This is a genomic window from Nocardia cerradoensis NBRC 101014 (genome assembly GCF_000308535.1).
Lineage (GTDB): Bacteria > Actinomycetota > Actinomycetes > Mycobacteriales > Mycobacteriaceae > Nocardia > Nocardia cerradoensis.
In genome coordinates this window covers 38,676-56,291 of the sequence record NZ_BAFW01000173.1, presented here as the reverse complement: position 1 = coordinate 56,291, position 17,616 = coordinate 38,676, and the positions used below count along the sequence as shown (strand labels likewise).

Here is a 17,616-nt window from a genome sequence, read left to right as displayed (position 1 = left end):
AGGTCGGCGACCGGGCGATCGACGAATGCGTCGGCAGCGGAGACGGAGACGGCCAGATACTGCGCGCCGGCGGGAAGCGGGCCCGCTGCTCCCGCCGCGCCGGGGCCGTCGGTCGCAGCCGCGCCGCGGGGGCCTGCCTCGGTGCGCAACCCGGAGGCATCGGTCCGGTCGAACACCCACTGCACGACCGTGCCGACACCGGCTCGCAGCGGTTCGTCCATCACCGGCCGGTCGTAGACCACATGAATGTTGACGATCGGCGAACTACCCAGGGCCGCAGCCCAATTCGCGGGCAGGCCCACCGCGTCGGGAGGCAGGAGTGCCTGTGCCGCCGGCGGGGGCACCGCCGAGACGACCACGTCGGCGGCGAATTCGCTGTCGCCGGTGTGCACCGACCAGCCGGCCTCGGAACGCCGGACGGCCGTGACCTTCTCGTGGCTCACCGTCGCGCCCGCCGCGGTGAGTGCCGCCTGCCCGGCATCGCCGTGCAACTGCCGCAACGGAATACGCGACCAGCCGATATCCGCCGCGTCCGAGTCGGTGAGCAGGCCGATCTGGAATACGGTGGCGGCCAGTGCCAGCGATACGTCGTCGGCGCGGGCGTTGAGGGTGGCGATGCCGACCAGATCCCACAGACTGTCGACGGCGTCGCGATCCTGGCCGTGCGCACGCAACCAGTCGCCGAAACTGGTTGCGTCCGTGCGGGGATCGGTGGTGTCGACGGCTCGCAGCGCCAGCGCGGTCCGGACGAACCGCACCCGCGCGCCCGGCGACAACCAGGGATAGCGCAGCAGTGCCCAGCTCAGATGCAGCGGCGCCGGCAGCGGCAACCGCCGCAACCTGCCCACCCGGCCGGCGCCGGATACCGGGATGTCGAGTCGTGGTTGCAGCCGCACCGACTCGCGCATGCCGAGCCGATCCAGCAGCGCGAGATAGCGGTCGCAGCAGCGCAGGAAGACGTGCTGGCCGTTGTCGATCCACAGCGCACCACGGGGAAACGAATGCGTCAGCCCGCCCAGCCAGGGCCGGGATTCGAACAGCCGCACCGCATATCCGGCGTCCGCGCACCGCAGGGCCGCGGTGATCCCCGCGAGCCCGCCGCCCACCACGGCCACCCGCGCCGTCATCGCGGGCCCCATCCGAATGCCGTCATCGAATACTGCAGCAGCGCGCCGGAGGCGACGCGCGTCTTCTCCCGTGCGCTCAACGACAGCCGCCGGTCGTAGACGGCCACCGGATTGGCGCGGATGCGCTCGTTGAGCCGCCGGTAGATACCCGCCATCGCCGCGCAGCAGGCGGCACTGCGGCCGTCCAGATGCGGAATCAGGCGCAGCCCCAGGCAGTACCAGTTCTCGGCGCGTTCGGCGCCGCTGCGGATCAGCGCGGCCAGTCCGCCGTTGGGATCGTCGAGCGCCCCACCGGCGTCGAGTTCCAGCCGGACGCCGAAACGCAGCAGTTCGTCCCGGGGCAGATAGACGCGGCCGTTGCCGAGATCCTCGCGGATATCGCGCAGAATGTTGGTCTGCTGCAACGCGATCCCGAGCTGATCGGCGTACATCGGGGCGCACGGATCGCCGCCGGAGCCGAAGATCGACAGGCACAAGCGGCCCACCGCCCCGGCCACGCAGCGACAGTAATGGGTCAGCTCGTCGAAATCGGTGTAGGTGACGCCGTCGACATCGGCTCGCACCCCGTCGATCAGTTCGCCGAACGCGCCCAGTGGCACCGGATAGCGCCGAGCGGTGTCGGCGACGGCGTACAGCACCGGATCGTCGGTTCCGGCGCCGCCGGTGACCTTGTCCAATTCCTTGCGCAACAGGGTCAGCGCCTCGGTTTTGGCGGCCGGTTCGCCCTGCTCGTCACCGATATCGTCGATGCGCCGCGCCAGCGCGTAGAGCGCGCACAGTGCCGAGCGCTTCTCCGGGGGCAGCAGCCGAATGCCGTAGTAGAAGTTCTTGGCCTCGGTGCGGGTGATCCGCTCACAGGTGTCGTAGGCCGCCGCCGTGGTCGGCCCGGTCGCGATACTGCTCACTGCGGCACCACCGTGGCCTTGCCGAGCAGCGTGACCATCGAGGCCACGGTGTCGACGTGCCGGGGCCGCACCGGCTGGCTCCAGACGTCGCCCTCGGCCACGCGCAGCGCCCGCGCGGTGGCGCAGCCGCCCGCGAGATATCCCGCGACCGCGAGCCGGGCCCATCCGGTGAGCCGGGCGACCAGCGGAGCGCCTTCGCCGAGCATCGATTCGCAGCGTTCGACCTGGGTGAGCACCACCGCCCGGCACGCCGGATCACCCGGTCCGCCGGTGGCCAGCGCCGCGTCCGCCACCCCGGCCGCGGCCAGATCGTCCTGCGGCAGATAGATGCGCCCGGCCGCGTAGTCCTCGGCCACGTCCTGGCAGTGCTCGAGCACCTGCAGGGCCGAACACACCCGATCCGACAGCGCCACCGTGTCCGGTGTGGACTGGTCGAAGACCGCCAGCACCAAGCGGCCCACCGGATTCGCCGACAGCCGGCAGTAGCCGAGCAGATCCTCGAAGCTGGCGTAGCGGCCGACGCGCTGATCGAGCAGATTCGCCTCGATCAGTTCCTGGAACGCCTCCTGCGGCAGATCGCACGCCGCCACGGTGGGAGCCAGCATCTGCAGCACCGGATCGTCGGGTGTGCGACCCTGGTACAGACCGGCGAGGTCGGCGCGCAGCGCCAGCAGGTGCGACACACGATCGCCGGGGGCTGCGTCGCCGACCTGGTCGATTAACCTGGTGGCTGCGTAGACCGCGTGCAGGTGCCGGCGTGGTTCGCGCGGCAACCACCGCAGCGCGACGGGAAAGTTCTCTTCCTTTTCACGGGCCCGCAGCCAGCGGGCCGGGGCTGTCGCTGCGTCCATGATTCGATGGTGAACGCAACACAGGGCTCAAATCTTCAACCGTTGAAGTGATTCCGGTTGGTGTTTTTGTATCCGGAAGATAATCGAGTCGGAGAGGACTCGAATGAGCGATTCCCATAATGAAATTCCGATAACACCGGAGGCATTGGAGCAGCTTTCGGAGGAACTCGACGCTAGGATGCCCGATCTCCTGGACGAGGTCCGTGATCTGCTCGCCGCCGAGTGGCCCGACTACGCGCGCTATCTCGACGACCATCGCCCCGAGGTGGCCGAGGTCGGAGTGCTGTTCGTCCATCGGTTGCTGGACCTGGCCGAACACGGCCCGCGCACAGGAGATTCCGCCGGTGAGGGCGTTCCGCCGCCGACACAGCTGGTCTTCGAACAGGTCGGCCGCCAGCAACTGCAGGACGGCGCGGACCTGTCCGATCTGCTCGGCGCGTACCAGGTCGGCGCCCGCGCGGCCTGGCATCACGTCGCGGAAACGGCGCTGAAACTCGACCTGGGACCGGAGGTGCTCGCGGTGCTGGCGGAGGCCGTTTTCGCCTTCGTCGACGAATTCTCCGCGGCCTCCGCGCACGGTTATGTGCTCGAACAATCCGCCTCCAGCGCGGCTCGGGAACGCCATCGCGAGGAATTGGCGGAAATGTTGCTTTCCGGGCGTTCCGACACCATCGGAATCCGGCTGGCCGCCGAGCGCGCGGGCTGGCAGCTGCCCCCCGAGGTCGCGGTGGTACTCGCCGATCCGGCCGATGCGCGCTCCTGCGGGGTGGTGGAACATCTCGGCGGTCACTGCCTGCCGATCCGGCGTGACGACGCGGTCGGGGCGATCGTGCCCAGTCCGATGCTGGGCGGGCGGATCACCCGGCTCATCGCCGCGCTGCGGGGCTGCGACGCGGTGATCGGTCATCCGCTCACGCTGGACCTGCTGCCGACCGGTATGCGGATCGCTCGCACCGCGCTGCGGTTGCGCAAGGCCGGGGTGCTGTCCGGATCGCCGGTGGTGGTCGCCGACGAACTCGACACCATCATCGCCAATCGCGACGAATGGCTGCTGGAAACGCTGCGAGCCCAAGTGCTGCAACCACTTCGGGAGCTGCCCGACGGTAAGCGCGACCGGCTGGTCGAAACGCTGCGCAGCTGGCTGTGGAACATGGGCGACCGGCACGCGGTCGCCGACGATCTGCACATCCACCCGCAGACCGTGCGCTACCGCATGGACCGGCTGCACGATCTGCTCGGAGAGCGCCTGGATTCGCCGCGCGAGCGGGCCCGCATGTATCTGGCGCTGGTCTGGGACCAGCCGCACGGACGAGCCGGGTGACCGGAGTCCGCGGGACTCAGCCGACCACCGCGTGTGTGACGGCGTAGCCGAGCAGCGCGGCGCCCAGTCCGGCGATCACGCTGATCACCACGTTCATCGCGGCGTAGAACACGGAGCGCTGTTCGAGCAGCCGGACCGTCTCGTAGCCGAAGGTGCTGTAGGTGGTGAGTGCCCCGCAGAATCCGGTGCCGGCGAACGCCAGCACCGGACTGCCGGCCGCACCACCGGTGAGCGCGCCCAGAATGAGGCAGCCGACGATGTTGACCGTGAGCGTGCCCCACGGAAACAGGCTGTCGTGGCGTGCCTGAACGAACCGATCGGTGAGATAGCGGGCCGGGGCGCCGAGCACCGCGCCGGCGAAGACCAGGACGACGGTCACCGTGGCTCCCCTCGAATCACCTTGCGAAGCACCGTCATTCGCGTCACCGTCACCCCGGCGAGCACCGCGAGCAGCGCGCTCAGCAGTGTCGCGGCCAGATAGACGAACGCCGTCACGGCCGAACCGGGTTGCAGCAGATTGCGGATCTCGACGGCGTAGGTGGAGAAGGTGGTGAACCCGCCCAGAAATCCGACCCCGAGGAACGGCCGCACCAGTCGATGCGCCGACCACACCTCGGTGATCAGCACCATGAGCACGCCGATGGCCAGGCAGCCGAGCACGTTCTCGGTGAAGGTGCCCCACGGGAACTGCCCGGGGCGGGTCGGCAGCAGCTGGGTCAGGCCGTAGCGGGCCAGACCGCCCAATCCACCACCCAGCCCGATCACCGCCAGCACGGCGCCGTGTTCGCGCAGCAACTCGCGGCGCTGGGACGGGACGTGCAGATCGATATCGGGATCGACCGGCCGGTCGGCGGATGCGCCCGGCCGGGGCTCCTCGCGGCGTAGTTCGGTCAACGACGGACTCCTACTCGAACACGAACATGGCGGTACCTCGAGTAGGGACTGTTGGCGATCATCGGATCACGGTTGCTCCGGCCGCTGTGCCGAAGTGGCGAGCCCCACCGCCACGTCCGACAGAATAGCGAATCCGGCCGGCCTCGCTCACACCCGCGATACCGGCGTACTTCCGGCATCGGCGACCAGCGGCGCCAGCGCGGAGGACCGCATCCGCGTCACCACCGCGGTGGCCGGGCGGGCCAGCAGCAGACTGACGGCCGCGGCGACCGGAATGGCCAGGATCGCCGAGGCCACGACGTCGTGCGGATAATGACCGCCGACGTAGACCCGGCTGAAGGCCAGGACGATCGCGAAGACCGCCGTGATCCAGCCCAGCCGCCGATTCAGCAGATACAGCGCCGCGACGCTCGCCGCGGCGGTGGTGGTGTGGCCGCTGGGGAACGAGTAGTCGCTCGGCACCGGACACGCCTCGATGATGTAGGCGGTCGGCATGCCCCGGCACGGGCGCGGTTCGGCGACGATCACCTTCACCACCTCGGCGACCAGATAGGCGATCACCACGCTCACCGGAGCCAGCAGCGCCAGCGCCATCGACCGGTCGTCGCGGCGGCGGGCCTGCCACCAGCCGATCACCATCAGCACCGCGAACACCGCCAGACCGGCATCGGTCAACCACAGCATCGTGTCGTTGAGCCACCGGGTGTGGTCGGCGAAATCGGTGATGGTGGTGAACAACGGCCGATCGAATCCGGGGCCGCCGGATGCCATCGGGGCCGGGGAGGGGGTCGTCAACGCATATCCGATCTGGTCTGCCCGGAACGCCGGGGGAGGATGGGAAACGTACTGCGATCATTTCTACCGTGTTCGCCCCGTGGGCACGGTTTCGACCACTGCCGTCGACCTCCGCGTCACCTCGATCGCGTATCGGGCCGCTGTGGTTCGCGGCGGATGCCGGACCGTCCCGCCCGGTGCCATACGCTGGCCGCATGACCGAGTCTGCTCCCACCGCGCTGCGCATCGGCTACGTCCCGGGCGTCACCGTCGCCAAGTGGGCGCGGGTGTGGGCCGAACGCTTCCCCGACGTCCCACTCGACGTGATCGCGGTGCCGCAGGCTCAGCAGCACGAGGCCCTGGCGCAAGGACGGGTCGACATGTGCTTCGTCCGGTTGCCGATCGAACGCGAAGGGCTGCACGCGATTCCGCTCTACCACGAGGTCGCCGTGGCGGTGGTGCCCAAGGATCATCCGATCGGATTGTTCGACGAGGTGAGCCTGGCCGATCTGGACGGCGAGCGGATGCAGGACGCGAGCGATCTCGACGCCGTGGGCGGCACCGTCGAGTTGGTGGCCGCGGTCGGCGGGGCGGCGGTGATGCCGCAGTCGCTGGCGCGGCTGCATCATCGCCGCGACCTGATCTATCGTCCGCTCACCGATGTCGATCCCACGCAGATCGCCCTGTCCTGGCCGATCGAGGACGCGGTCGAACTCGCCGAGGAATTCATCGGCGTCGTGCGGGGCCGTACGGCGCGCAGTTCCCGGACCACCGGCGAACGGGATCGGCGCGGCCGGCAGGATTCCGGCACGCGCGCCGAAGGCGGTGCGGCACAGCGCGGCAGGGGCCGGGGTGAGAGTGGTGCGAAACCGGCCGCGCGACGGGGTGGAGCGGCGAAACCGGGGCGGGCGGGCAAGGCCGGCGGCCCCCGGAAACGCCGCGGCCGCTGAGGCGGAACCTCAGCGGCCGGTCGAACCAGTCTGTGCGCGAAGCGGATTCAGCGCGGCTTGCGCTGGATGATCGAATCGCGGATCAGGATGGCCGCCAGCGCGACGGCGAAGCCGATCAGGAAGATGTATCCGGTGTAACCGGTGCCGGAGGTGTGGCCCTGCTGGTTCTCGAACAGCATGGCCAGCAGGATCACGACGACGACCCATCCGGCGATACGGAAGGTGCGCCGCGATTCACCACTCCAGCCCCAGGCGGCGGAGGGAACCTCGGCGGGATCGACCTTGGTGACGACGCCGGCGCTCTTGGCGGGTTCCAGTTCCGTGGCGGCCACGTTCGCTCCCATCATTTCCGTGTGCGCTGCGGCTCGCGTGCGCGGAGTGCGCCGTGAGGTCCGCAGGTCGTGAAGGTGTCTGTCGAGAATATGTTTGCATACGACCGGCCGTCGTAGCCAGCGGGGTGACGTCCGCGGCGATTCACCGTGGACAATGAGTGCGTGTCCGACATCGTGAAAGTTCTGCTGCTGGGCAGCACCGGCTCCATCGGCACCCAGGCATTGGAGGTCGTCGCCGCCAATCCGGACCGATTCCAGGTGGTCGGACTGGCCGCGCGCGGCGGCAATACCGACCTGCTGGCCGAGCAGATCCGCGCCACCGGCACCGACAACGTGGCCGTCGCCGATCCGGCCGCGGCCGCGAAACTCGGTGTGGCCCTGGCCGGTCCGGACGCGGTGACCGAACTCGTACGCCGCACCGACGCCGACGTGGTGCTCAACGCCCTGGTCGGCGCGCTGGGACTGCGGCCGACGCTCGCGACCCTGGAATCGGGACGGCGCCTGGCACTGGCCAACAAGGAATCGCTGGTCGCCGGCGGCAGCCTGGTGACGCGGGCCGCTACTCCCGGGCAGATCGTCCCGGTCGACTCCGAACACTCCGCGATGGCGCAGTGCCTGCGCGGCGGCCGCGCCGACGAGGTCGCGCGGCTGGTGCTCACCGCCTCCGGCGGCCCGTTCCGGGGCTGGACCACCGAGATGCTGGAATCGGTGCGCCCCGAGGAGGCCAAGGCCCATCCCACCTGGTCGATGGGTCTGATGAACACCCTCAATTCGGCCACCCTCGTGAACAAGGGCCTCGAACTGATCGAGGCGCACATGCTGTTCGGCATCGACTACGACAAGATCGACGTCACGGTGCATCCGCAGTCGATCGTGCACTCGATGGCGACCTTCACCGACGGCTCCACCCTCGCCCAGGCCAGCCCGCCGGATATGAAACTGCCGATCGCGCTGGCGCTGGGCTGGCCGGACCGGGTCCCCGGCACCCTCGCCCCGATCGACTTCGGCACGGCGTTCACCTGGGAATTCGAACCGGTCGACACCGAGGTCTTCCCCGCCGTCGAACTGGCTCGTGCGGCGGGTAAGGCCGGCGGCAGCGTCACCGCGGTCTACAACGCCGCCAACGAGATCGCGGTGCAGGCGTTCCTCGACGGTGCGCTCCGATTCCCGGATATCGTGCGCACGGTCGCGCGGGTGGTCGAGTCGGCCGACCGCTGGGCCGCGGAACCCAGTACCTTGGACGAGGTGCTCGCGGCGGATGCGTGGGCGCGACAGCGTGCGCGCACGCTCGTGAGCAACTGATTCAGGAGGGTTCCATACCGCATGGGCTTCGCGATCGGATTCGTGCTGTTCGCCCTCGGCATCACGGTATCGGTGGCGCTACACGAATGTGGCCACATGTGGGCGGCGCAGGCCACCGGCATGCAGGTGCGCCGCTACTTCGTCGGCTTCGGGCCGAAGGTGTTCTCGTTCCGCCGCGGTGAGACCGAATACGGCCTCAAGGCGCTGCCGCTGGGCGGTTTCTGCGATATCGCGGGCATGACCGCGCTGGACGAGGTACCACCGGAGGACCTGCATCGCGCGATGTACCGGCAGGCCACCTGGAAGCGCCTGGTGGTGATGTTCGGCGGCATCGCGATGAACTTCCTCCTGGGCTTCCTGCTGATCATGCTGCTCGCCGTCGCGTGGGGACTGCCGCGGCTGGATTCGCCGCCGGCCACCCAGATCTACCCGGCCGGTTGCGTGCCCGCGCAGAACCCCGACGGGTCGATGCAGAAATGCACCGGTCCCGGCCCGGCCGAACGCGCCGGACTGCAGCGCGGCGACCTGGTGACCGCGATCGACGGCAAGCCCGTCAAGACCTGGGACGACTTCCGCTCGATCACCGAAAAGGCGAACGGCCCGGTCGTCTACACGGTGAAGCGCGACGATCAGACGCTGCAGATTCCGGTGACTCCGGAGCGTGTGGCGACCTATCCACTGAAGTCCACGGGCAGTTCCGAGCGGGTCACCACGCCGGTGTACGTCAGCAAAGTCGGTGTGGCGCAGGACTTCTACCTGCCGGTCAAACACAACATCGTCTCCGCGGTGCCGGCCTCGGTGACCTTCACCGGAGATATGTTCGGCCGCACCTTCGCCTCGCTGGCGCAGATGCCGAGCAAGGTGGTCAGCCTGTGGCACGCCGTCACCGGCGGCCAGCGCGATGCCGACACTCCGGTCAGCGTCTACGGCGCCAGCAAGATCGGCGGCGAAACCGCCGAACACGGGCTGTGGGGTGCGTTCGTGCTGGTACTGGCCAGCCTGAACTTCTTCCTCGGCGCGTTCAACCTGCTGCCGCTGCTGCCGCTGGACGGCGGCCATATCGCGGTGGTGATCTTCGAGAAGCTGCGCAACATGTGGCGCAACCGCAAGGGCCTGCCCAACGGCGCTCCGGTCGACTACATGAAACTGCTGCCCGCCACCTACATCGTGGTGGTGATCGGCGGTGCGTACATGATCCTCACCCTGGTCGCCGACATCGTGAACCCGATCAAGCTGTTCCCGTAGCGAATTCGGCGTGCGCGCGGCCGATCGCCAGATCGCGCAGGCGCTTCCAGTCCAGAGCCGGTGCGGCAGGGCGTGTTCCGGGGCGATTCCGCGGAACACGCACGCGTAGGGCGCCCGGTTCGACGACGCATCGCACCGGTGTGTCGAGCAGCAGCGATTCTCCGTCGACGCCCACGGGGATCGATGCGCCACCGGCCTCCACGACGACCGCGGCCGCGGTCTGCTGCGTCAGGCCGCGACTGTGCGTGCGGCGGATCAGCCCCACGGCCGCGCGGGTATCGGAGACCGAGACCGTGACCGCCCCGAGCACGCCGCGGTCGAGGCGGTCGCGGCGACTCAGCCCGGCGAGATCGCTGGTGCCGTAGGGGTTGTTGCTCACCAGCACCGCCTGCGGGCCGATCACCGTGGTGGCGCCGATATGAGCGATCAGCCGGGTCCCGCTGTGGGCGGCGAGCAGATCGGGGAGCAGACGCAGGACGGTCGCGGTCTTGTCGTCGCGATAGGCGGGGCTGCGCACGATCTCGGCGTAGACGCCGAACGAGGCGTTGTTGACGAACGGCCGGCCGTTGATGCGGCCCAGGTCGACGCGCATCTCCACACCGTCGCGCAGGGCGTCGAGCCCGGTCGCCGGATCGGCGCGATCGAGTCCGAGGTCCAGTGCGAAATGGTTGCGGGTGCCCGCGCTCAGCACCAGGAACGGCAGGTCGTGGGCGGCCGCGACATCCGCCACCAGGGCCTGGGTGCCGTCGCCGCCCGCGACGCCCAGCAGATCCGAGCCGCGTTCGACGGCCGCGCGGGCCAGGGCGGCCACATCGGCGCTGCCTTCCAGCAGGACGACCTCCGCGCCGAGTTCCTCGGCCCGGCGCCGGAGATCGAATTTCGCGACCTTGCCACCGCCGGAACGCGGATTCATGATCAGGAACGGCCGCCGCGGTGGCGGCGCGGCGTAGTCGACGGCGGTCGTGTGCGTGACGACGGGGCGCAGCGCACGGCGGGCGGACACCACGGCGGCCAGCGCTGCCGCGCCCGTCAGCAGCACCACCCACAGCAGGCCGGCGCGCACGAACAACACGAGCACCACGATCGGCGCCGCGACCGCCACCGCCGCCGACAACCACCGCAGAACGCCCCGCCCGCTCACGAACCAGTACAGCGCCGCCACCGTCACCACCACGCCGCCGGCGCCGACGATCAGCAGCACGAGAGTGCCCAGGAGTCCGGCGAACGCCACCGGCATCACGACCGTCACCGCAGCGAAGACGAATGCCGTTCGCGCCCAGCGGGTTCGGCCGCGCAGGCCGTGACGACCGTTCGCTGCGCCGGTCGCTGCCGGGTGGGTTTCCGGCCGGTCGGGGGTCTGATCCATGGCGTGCCTCGTCCCGGAGCTCAGGTGTCGGTCGGGTGGCCGGACCGGTGCCGGAAGGCGTCGACCGCGGCGTCGAGAGTGGGGTGGAAGTGCGTCGCGTCGAACCGGTCGCCGACGCCGAAGCGGATGAGTTTGTCCTTGATCGGCCCTTTCATCTCCGCGAACGCCAGCCGGATTCCGCGGCCTTCCAGGAAACCGTCCAGATCGACGAGTTCGTCGACGGCCGTGGTGTCCAGGCCGGTGATCGGTTCGGCGGCGACGACCACCCATTCGACCGGATCGGGGGCACGGGCGACGGTGGCGGCGGATCGGTCAGCCGGTTCGGGAGCCGGCGGACCCGCCGCCGGAGGCTTTCACCCACTCCTGCAGCGCGACCAGGTCGGCCTTCAGCGGCCGCAGCAGGCGACGGTATTCCTTGCCGTGGCGGGACTTCTTTCCCAACGGCTCGTCTCCTCAGATGACCGTCACCGGGTGGGTGCCGCGCGGACGGATGCGAGGCGAGGGCGCCGCTGTTCCCGACGGCCGGATGCTGATCGCTTGCCGCGCCGCCTTCTCGACCAGAAGAGGGACGAAGTCGTGTACTCGCGCATCGGAGAACCGCTTGTGGATGCCGCGCACGATGAGTTCTATGTCCTCGGGCGGGACGCGGGGGTGGCCGGCGATCAGCCGCTCGATGACTTGTTCGACCTGAATCAATTCCTCATCGCCGGTCATCGATCTATCGTCTGCCCGTCGGCGAAGCTCGTCAAGGTACGAATTGGGCGCGAATTTCGACCGCGGCTTGCCATTTCGCGATTCGTCATATCCATCGCCGGCATCCGATCCGCGGATACACCGCCTGATCGGCCGTATTCATGTGTGATACCCGGTGGCGTCAGTGATCGGCCGCCGTCGTCTCGGCTCGCGGAAACGAATCGGATCGCACGGGTGCAGGGCGAATTGTTTGTGATTTCCGGCAGCTTCGATGGTGTTCGAACTGCCGATAAATCGAGTCGGTTGCGAAATAGTTCGACACCGATATCCGGAACGAGGTGACATTCGACTCCGGCGCCGTGCGAACGGTGATGGTCCACCGCCTCGGGTGCTGTTGGCGCTCGGCGGATATCACCGCCGCCCGCATCGGGAACGCTCATTAGCGATGAGATTGCCGAAGCTCGTCTCCGAGATCGTTTCGATGGTGCCGCGCGTCGCCGGTCGCCGGATTCGCGCTAGCCGCGAGCGACGGTGTCGCGCAGCAGGGTCCGGCACAGATGATCGGCGCGACGGGTGGTTTCGGGCTGGCGGTACTTCGGCGCCAGCGCGAGAACCTGGGCGCAGGCGGTGTCGAGGGAGATGCGATGGCCCACCGACACGTACACCGGTTTGATTCCGGGCTGGGTGCGCAGCGCCCGCCCGACCACCTCGCCGTCCACAGTGACGTCGGCGACCGAACCTCGCGCGGCATCGGGCTCGCCGCACTCACCCCACACCGTCTTGGCGACGCCGATCGACGGCAGGCCGGTCAGCACGCCCAGGTGGCATGCCAGCCCGAAGCGCCGCGGGTGGGCGATGCCCTGGCCGTCGCACACCAGCAGGTCGGGCGTGGTGCCGAGGCGTTCCAGCGCGGCCAAAGTGGTCGGCAGCTCCCGGAACGCGAGCAGGCCGGGGACGTACGGAAAGCTCGCCGTGCCGTGGGCGACGGCGGTGTCGACGGTCTCCATCGTGGCGATATCGAGGACCACGACGGCGGCGACGACCGCGCCGGACTCGTCGTAGGCCGAATCCAGGCCCGCGACGGTGCGAGATCGCGGCGGCCGCGGGTCATGGGTGAGCACCGACTCGCGCAATCGTTCCTGCAGTGCCGCAGCCGCTTCCGGGTCGGCGGGCAGTTCCGGAGCCATCGCCAGGCGCACGGTCAGCGCCGCCCGACACGGGTTCGCGGGATGTACATCCGGTGAATCCTCCTGAACGTGACGGTGGGTGCCGGCCTTCGGCTGATCCACGGTAACCACATCGGCATCCGAGCGGAAAACCCCGGATGACCGGGCCTCGCAGGGCGCTGCGGGCGGCCCGGCCGGGCAGCGGTGCGGTCCTGGTCACAAGTCGTTCCCGGCGGTGGACAACCGCGAGCTCGCCGGTCACCGGCCGGGGTGTCGGTGCTCTCACAGGTCGCTCCCATACCGCCCGCACTAGACTCGGCAGCGAACGGGTGCACCAGACGCAGACGAAAGTAGGCAGCCGAACGTGAGCACAGCCATCACCCTGGGGATGCCGGCCGCACCGGCGGCGGTCCTCGCACCGCGGCGTAAGACGCGCCAGCTGATGGTGGGCACGGTGGGAGTGGGCAGTGATCACCCCATCTCCGTCCAGTCGATGACCACGACCAAGACCCACGACGTGAACGCCACGCTGCAGCAGATCGCGGAGTTGACCGCATCGGGCTGTGACATCGTGCGCGTGGCCTGCCCGCGGCAGGAGGATGCCGACGCGCTGCCGATGATCGCGAAGAAGTCGCAGATCCCGGTGATCGCGGATATCCACTTCCAGCCGCGCTACATCTTCGCCGCGATCGATGCCGGCTGCGCCGCCGTGCGCGTCAATCCGGGCAACATCAAGGAGTTCGACGGCCGGGTCAAGGAAGTCGCCAAGGCCGCCGGTGCGGCCGGGATCCCGATCCGGATCGGCGTGAACGCCGGCTCCCTGGACAAGCGCATGCTCGAGAAGTACGGCAAGGCCACCCCCGAGGCGCTGGTGGAGTCGGCGCTGTGGGAGGCGAGCCTGTTCGAGGAGCACGGCTTCGGCGATATCAAGATCTCGGTCAAGCACAACGATCCGGTGGTCATGGTCGAGGCCTACCGGCAGCTGGCCGCACAGTGCGACTATCCACTGCACCTGGGCGTCACCGAGGCCGGACCGGCCTTCCAGGGCACGATCAAATCGGCGGTGGCCTTCGGCGCCCTGCTCAGCGAGGGCATCGGCGACACCATCCGGGTCTCGCTGTCCGCGCCGCCCGCCGAGGAGGTCAAGGTCGGTGGGCAGATCCTGCAGTCGCTGAATCTGCGGCCGCGCAAACTCGAGATCGTGTCCTGCCCCTCCTGCGGACGTGCGCAGGTCGACGTCTACACCCTCGCCAACGAGGTCACCGCGGGTCTGGAGGGTCTCGAGGTGCCGCTGCGGGTGGCCGTGATGGGTTGTGTGGTCAACGGTCCGGGTGAGGCGCGCGAGGCCGATCTGGGTGTCGCCTCCGGCAACGGCAAGGGCCAGATCTTCGTGAAGGGCGAGGTCGTCAAGACCGTGCCCGAACATCAGATCGTGGAGACGCTGATCGAAGAGGCCATGCGCATCGCCGACGAGATGGGTACCGACGCCGAAACCGGCGAGCCCGTCGTCACCGTCGGATGATCGCCGGACGCGGATAGGGGATGGGCGTGTCGCGCGCCGGCCGCATTCTGTCGCTGGAGCCGAGCAAAGCCCCCGCACGCAGGCGGCGTTCATGGCAGGCTGGGAGCGTGCGGAGTGTGCTGGAACCGTCGCGCCGGTCACGGATTTCCGGTGCTCGTCAGCTCGCGGATCGCGATCTGGCGCAGGTGCTGGAAGTGCTGGACACCGATCCGGTGGCCGGGTGCATGGTCGCCGCGCGCCTGCAGGAATACGGCCTGGACAATCGCGGCGGCGGAGAACTGTGGACGCGGGGCACCCCGGCGGATTCGCTGTGTTTCTCGGGCGCCAATCTGGTGCCGCTGCGCGGGACGACCGACGATATGCGGGCCTTCGCCGACCGCGCGGCGCGCTGGCCGCGGGTGTGCTCTTCGGTGGTGGGCCGCCAGGAATTGGCGTTGCCGCTGTGGGAGACCCTGGAACATCGGTGGGGTCCGCCGCGCGAGATCCGCGCCGATCAGCCGCTGCTGGCCCTGGACGGCCGCGCCCAGGCCGTTCCCGATCCGAAGGTGCGCCGCGTACGCGGTGACGAGCTGGAACGGTATCTGGTCGCCGCGGTGGCCATGTTCACCGAGGAGATCGGCGTCGATCCGCGGGCCGGTGACGGCGGTCGCGGATACCGGCGTCGCGTCGCGAGCCTCATCGAAGCCGGCCGCGCCTGGGCGCGCTTCGAGGACGGTGAGGTCGTCTACAAGGCCGAGGTGGGAGCCATGTCCCGGCGGACCGGCCAGATCCAGGGCGTCTGGGTGCATCCGCAGTGGCGCGGGCGCGGCCTGGGCACCGCCGGGACGGCCGCGGTCGCCGATGCGGTGGTCGCGGCGGGGCGGACGGCGAGCCTGTATGTGAACTCCTACAACGAGGTCGCCCGGCGCGCCTACGCCAAGGTGGGCTTCCATCAGGTCGCGACATTCGCGACGGTCCTCGTGGACTGAACGCCCGGTTCCGCCGCGCACCGGGCAAAGCCAGTGTGTCGCAACGTTTACCAGCGACCGGCTGGCTACCATCGGTGGCGATGTCGAAGTCGAGATGTGCGCCGCGCGCGTGGGCGCCCCGCGCGCTGGTGCTGAGTGCGGCCGCCGCCGTGGTGATGACGGCGGGCGCGTGTTCGTCCGGACCGCAGGGGCCGGTCGCCGCCGCCGACTCGTTCCTGGCCGCCTTCGCCCGGCAGGATCCGGCGGACGCCGCCGATCTGACCACGCAACCCGAGAAGGCCTCGGCGGCACTGGCTTCGGCGTGGCGGAACCTGCAGGCGCAGCACCTGACCGCACACACCGGATCCGCGCGCGTCACCGGCGACACCGCCACCGTCGACTACACCTACGAGTGGACGCTGCCGAAGGACCGTGTCTGGACCTACTCCGGGCAGTTGCAGATGGGCCGCAGCGGCGGGCAGTGGAAGGTGCGCTGGAGCGCTTCCGACATCCACCCGAAACTGGGCGACACCCAGAGTCTGCACCTGCGCACCACCCCGGCACCGCGTGCCCGGGTCAACGAACGATCCGGCAGCGACGTCCTGATTCCGGGTGTCGTGCACCGGATCTCGTTCACGGTGTCCGACGCCCCGGACCCGGGATATGTGGCCGGTGCGCTCTCGGCCGGGCTGAAGCAGTTCGACGACAGCCTGACCAGCGACGCGATCCTGGCCGCCGCCCGCAAACAACACGGTCCGGCACTCGTCCTCGGCCTGAGCGACTGGGAATTCGATCAGGTCAGCGGACAGCTGCTGGGCCTGCCCGGGGTGACCACCGACCGGCAGTGGGACCTCATTCCCACCGACCGCCATTTCGCGCCCGATCTGATGACCCAGATCCGCAAGACCGTCATCGACGAGGTCGACGGCAAGGCCGGCTGGAGCGTGGTCACCGTGAATGCCGACGGCGTCGATACCGATGTGCTGAAAGAGGTTGCGCCGCAACCGGCGCCGTCGTTCTCGCTGAGTATCGACCGCACCGTGCAGAACGCCGCCCAGCGTGCCGTCGACCCGCGCCGCGAGCAGACCATGATGGTGGTGATCCAGCCCTCCACCGGAGCGATCCTCGCGGTGGCGCAGAACGAGGCCGCCGACACCGACGGTCCGGTCGCGACCACCGGGCTGTATCCGCCCGGCTCCACCTTCAAAACCGTCACCGCCGCCGCCGCGATGACCGCCGACATCGCGAACCCGGATACCGTCGTCCCGTGCCCGAGCCGGATCGTGGTGGGGGAGCGCACGATTCCGAACTACGACGAGTTCTCCCTCGGCGATGTGCCGATGTCGACGGCCTACGAGCGTTCCTGCAATACCGCCTTCGCGAAATTGGCCAGCGAACTGCCGGGGACGGCACTGACCGACGCGGCGGCGCGGCTGGGAGTGGGCCCGGACTACACCGTGGCAGGGTTGCCGACGGTATCGGGTTCGGTGCCGCGCGCCGACGACGAGGTGGTCCGCACCGAGGACGGGATCGGCCAGGGCAAGGTGGTGGTCAGCCCCTTCGGCATGGCGCTGGTGGCGGCGACGGTCGCACACGGATCGGCGCCGACGCCGTATCTGATCTCCGGACACGAGACGGCCGTGCACGGTGATCGGCCGAGCCTGTCGCCGCAGGTGGTGCAGGGGCTGCAGGCGATGATGCGCAAGGTGGTCACCGGCGGTACGGCGGAGCGGATCGCCGACCAGGGCGAGGTGTTCGGCAAGACCGGTGAGGCGGAGGTCGACGGCGGATCGCATTCGTGGTTCATCGGCTACCGCGGCGATCTGGCGTGGGCCACCCTGCTGGTGCGGGGCGGAAGTTCCGACAACGCGGTCGCGGTGACCAGGGATATGCTGGCGGCTCTGCCGCCGGGGAGTGCCTGAAACAATCGTGACCGGACGCTCGGTGCGTCCGGTCACGGGGGTGAAAGCTGTGTAGTTCGGGTGCCGTTTATTGTCCCTGCACCTCCGTTCCACCGACGGTGGCCGAGGTGGCGTGCTCGGTCGGGGGTGAGGCCCCGGCCGAACCGTCTCCCAGAATCTCCACGGCCCCGGTCCCGGCGAGGATCATCCCCGCGGTGATCAGCGTGAGCGTCGAACGCTTCATGGTCTTCTCCCTTGTCGGTGAGTGAGAGCCACTGGCATCGAACCATCGGGTTCGCCGACTATTAGCCGACCTGGAA

18 protein-coding genes and 2 pseudogenes are annotated in these 17,616 nt (G+C 69.3%); 7 read left to right on the top strand and 13 right to left on the bottom strand.

Going from position 1 to position 17,616, the window contains the following annotated elements:
* The 3 genes from ON23_RS18230 to hpnC form a co-directional block, all read right to left on the bottom strand.
* The coding region (locus tag ON23_RS18230; RefSeq protein WP_039779639.1) for a hydroxysqualene dehydroxylase at window positions 1–1,127 on the bottom strand (1,127 nt) is incomplete at its 3' end.
* A complete protein-coding gene (hpnD, locus tag ON23_RS18225; RefSeq protein ID WP_039779638.1) occupies window positions 1,124–2,023 on the bottom strand; it encodes a presqualene diphosphate synthase HpnD in 900 nt (299 codons plus the stop codon). The genes ON23_RS18230 and hpnD, both read right to left, overlap by 4 nt.
* 5 nt (window positions 2,024–2,028) lie before the next feature.
* Window positions 2,029–2,883, bottom strand: coding sequence for a squalene synthase HpnC (gene hpnC / locus ON23_RS18220; protein WP_039779615.1), 855 nt, complete (start codon window positions 2,881–2,883; stop codon window positions 2,029–2,031).
* A 103-nt stretch (window positions 2,884–2,986) separates the two neighbouring features.
* Here hpnC and ON23_RS18215 point away from each other — a divergent pair, with 103 nt between their 5' ends.
* Complete coding sequence (locus tag ON23_RS18215) at window positions 2,987–4,204, top strand: PucR family transcriptional regulator (RefSeq protein ID WP_063821290.1); 1,218 nt, start codon at window positions 2,987–2,989, stop codon at window positions 4,202–4,204.
* Between the two features lie 16 nt (window positions 4,205–4,220).
* Here the strand turns inward: ON23_RS18215 and crcB (ON23_RS18210) are convergent, their stop codons facing one another.
* The 3 genes from crcB (ON23_RS18210) to ON23_RS18200 all read right to left on the bottom strand — a co-directional run bounded on the left by crcB (ON23_RS18210) (window position 4,221) and on the right by ON23_RS18200 (window position 5,893).
* Entirely contained in the window at window positions 4,221–4,583 is a 363-nt protein-coding gene (crcB, locus tag ON23_RS18210; protein ID WP_039779614.1) for a fluoride efflux transporter CrcB, read from the bottom strand.
* Entirely contained in the window at window positions 4,580–5,098 is a 519-nt protein-coding gene (crcB, locus tag ON23_RS18205) for a fluoride efflux transporter CrcB (RefSeq protein ID WP_051042832.1), read from the bottom strand. Before crcB (ON23_RS18205) ends, crcB (ON23_RS18210) begins: the two co-directional genes overlap by 4 nt.
* Window positions 5,099–5,245: 147 nt before the next feature.
* The gene (locus ON23_RS18200; protein ID WP_051042831.1) at window positions 5,246–5,893 is read right to left on the bottom strand and encodes a phosphatase PAP2 family protein; all 648 of its coding nucleotides are present in this window, start codon (window positions 5,891–5,893) and stop codon (window positions 5,246–5,248) included.
* Window positions 5,894–6,087: 194 nt separating this feature from the next.
* Here ON23_RS18200 and ON23_RS18195 point away from each other — a divergent pair, with 194 nt between their 5' ends.
* The gene (locus ON23_RS18195; RefSeq protein WP_039779612.1) at window positions 6,088–6,822 is read left to right on the top strand and encodes a LysR family substrate-binding domain-containing protein; all 735 of its coding nucleotides are present in this window, start codon (window positions 6,088–6,090) and stop codon (window positions 6,820–6,822) included.
* A gap of 47 nt (window positions 6,823–6,869) precedes the next feature.
* Here ON23_RS18195 and ON23_RS18190 read toward each other — a convergent pair whose 3' ends face one another.
* A complete protein-coding gene (locus ON23_RS18190; RefSeq protein WP_086006940.1) occupies window positions 6,870–7,154 on the bottom strand; it encodes a DUF2631 domain-containing protein in 285 nt (94 codons plus the stop codon).
* A gap of 162 nt (window positions 7,155–7,316) precedes the next feature.
* On the opposite strand from ON23_RS18190, the gene dxr reads away from it, so the two are divergent.
* Window positions 7,317–8,456: a 1-deoxy-D-xylulose-5-phosphate reductoisomerase gene (gene dxr, locus ON23_RS18185; protein ID WP_039779634.1), complete on the top strand. Its 1,140-nt coding sequence runs from the start codon at window positions 7,317–7,319 to the stop codon at window positions 8,454–8,456.
* A gap of 21 nt (window positions 8,457–8,477) precedes the next feature.
* Complete coding sequence (locus ON23_RS18180; RefSeq protein ID WP_039779611.1) at window positions 8,478–9,701, top strand: M50 family metallopeptidase; 1,224 nt, start codon at window positions 8,478–8,480, stop codon at window positions 9,699–9,701.
* Here ON23_RS18180 and ON23_RS18175 read toward each other — a convergent pair.
* The 5 genes and pseudogenes from ON23_RS18175 to nfi all read right to left on the bottom strand — a co-directional run bounded on the left by ON23_RS18175 (window position 9,685) and on the right by nfi (window position 13,058).
* Window positions 9,685–10,938: a diacylglycerol/lipid kinase family protein gene (locus ON23_RS18175; protein WP_244969941.1), complete on the bottom strand. Its 1,254-nt coding sequence runs from the start codon at window positions 10,936–10,938 to the stop codon at window positions 9,685–9,687. The two genes, ON23_RS18180 and ON23_RS18175, sit on opposite strands and share 17 nt — an antisense overlap.
* A gap of 149 nt (window positions 10,939–11,087) precedes the next feature.
* Window positions 11,088–11,369: pseudogene (locus ON23_RS18170) on the bottom strand (sodium-independent anion transporter); the annotation flags it as partial.
* Window positions 11,370–11,409: 40 nt separating this feature from the next.
* A pseudogene (locus ON23_RS39600) lies at window positions 11,410–11,508 on the bottom strand (polyphosphate kinase 2); the annotation flags it as partial.
* A gap of 12 nt (window positions 11,509–11,520) precedes the next feature.
* Window positions 11,521–11,781 carry a three-helix bundle dimerization domain-containing protein gene (locus tag ON23_RS18165; RefSeq protein ID WP_051042830.1) on the bottom strand — a complete coding sequence of 87 codons (261 nt, stop codon included), beginning with the start codon at window positions 11,779–11,781 and terminating at the stop codon, window positions 11,521–11,523.
* 494 nt (window positions 11,782–12,275) lie between these two features.
* Window positions 12,276–13,058, bottom strand: coding sequence for a deoxyribonuclease V (gene nfi, locus ON23_RS18155; protein ID WP_245555997.1), 783 nt, complete (start codon window positions 13,056–13,058; stop codon window positions 12,276–12,278).
* Between the two features lie 256 nt (window positions 13,059–13,314).
* On the opposite strand from nfi, the gene ispG reads away from it, so the two are divergent.
* The 3 genes from ispG (at window position 13,315) to ON23_RS18140 (ending at window position 17,317) form a co-directional block, all read left to right on the top strand.
* Window positions 13,315–14,448 (top strand): flavodoxin-dependent (E)-4-hydroxy-3-methylbut-2-enyl-diphosphate synthase, encoded by a 1,134-nt coding sequence (gene ispG / locus ON23_RS18150; protein ID WP_210743744.1) that lies wholly within the window; start codon window positions 13,315–13,317, stop codon window positions 14,446–14,448.
* A 107-nt stretch (window positions 14,449–14,555) separates the two neighbouring features.
* Entirely contained in the window at window positions 14,556–15,416 is an 861-nt protein-coding gene (locus tag ON23_RS18145) for a GNAT family N-acetyltransferase (protein ID WP_223273211.1), read from the top strand.
* A gap of 80 nt (window positions 15,417–15,496) precedes the next feature.
* Window positions 15,497–17,317, top strand: a complete 1,821-nt coding sequence (locus ON23_RS18140) for a penicillin-binding transpeptidase domain-containing protein (RefSeq protein ID WP_083904061.1) — start codon at window positions 15,497–15,499, stop codon at window positions 17,315–17,317.
* Between the two features lie 67 nt (window positions 17,318–17,384).
* Here ON23_RS18140 and ON23_RS37970 read toward each other — a convergent pair whose 3' ends face one another.
* Entirely contained in the window at window positions 17,385–17,540 is a 156-nt protein-coding gene (locus ON23_RS37970; protein ID WP_156055460.1) for a hypothetical protein, read from the bottom strand.
* Window positions 17,541–17,616 lie beyond the last annotated feature (76 nt).

Coding starts and splice junctions, on each gene's coding strand:
- hpnC (WP_039779615.1), bottom strand. CDS start 2,883: ATGGACGCAGCGACAGCCCCGGCCCGCTGGCTGCGGGCCCGTGAAAAG.
- ON23_RS18215 (WP_063821290.1), top strand. CDS start 2,987: ATGAGCGATTCCCATAATGAAATTCCGATAACACCGGAGGCATTGGAG.
- ON23_RS18175 (WP_244969941.1), bottom strand. CDS start 10,938: ATGCCGGTGGCGTTCGCCGGACTCCTGGGCACTCTCGTGCTGCTGATC.
- ON23_RS18165 (WP_051042830.1), bottom strand. CDS start 11,781: ATGACCGGCGATGAGGAATTGATTCAGGTCGAACAAGTCATCGAGCGG.
- ispG (WP_210743744.1), top strand. CDS start 13,315: ATGCCGGCCGCACCGGCGGCGGTCCTCGCACCGCGGCGTAAGACGCGC.
- ON23_RS37970 (WP_156055460.1), bottom strand. CDS start 17,540: ATGAAGCGTTCGACGCTCACGCTGATCACCGCGGGGATGATCCTCGCC.
- ON23_RS18180 (WP_039779611.1), top strand. CDS start 8,478: ATGGGCTTCGCGATCGGATTCGTGCTGTTCGCCCTCGGCATCACGGTA.
- ON23_RS18195 (WP_039779612.1), top strand. CDS start 6,088: ATGACCGAGTCTGCTCCCACCGCGCTGCGCATCGGCTACGTCCCGGGC.
- ON23_RS18140 (WP_083904061.1), top strand. CDS start 15,497: ATGTCGAAGTCGAGATGTGCGCCGCGCGCGTGGGCGCCCCGCGCGCTG.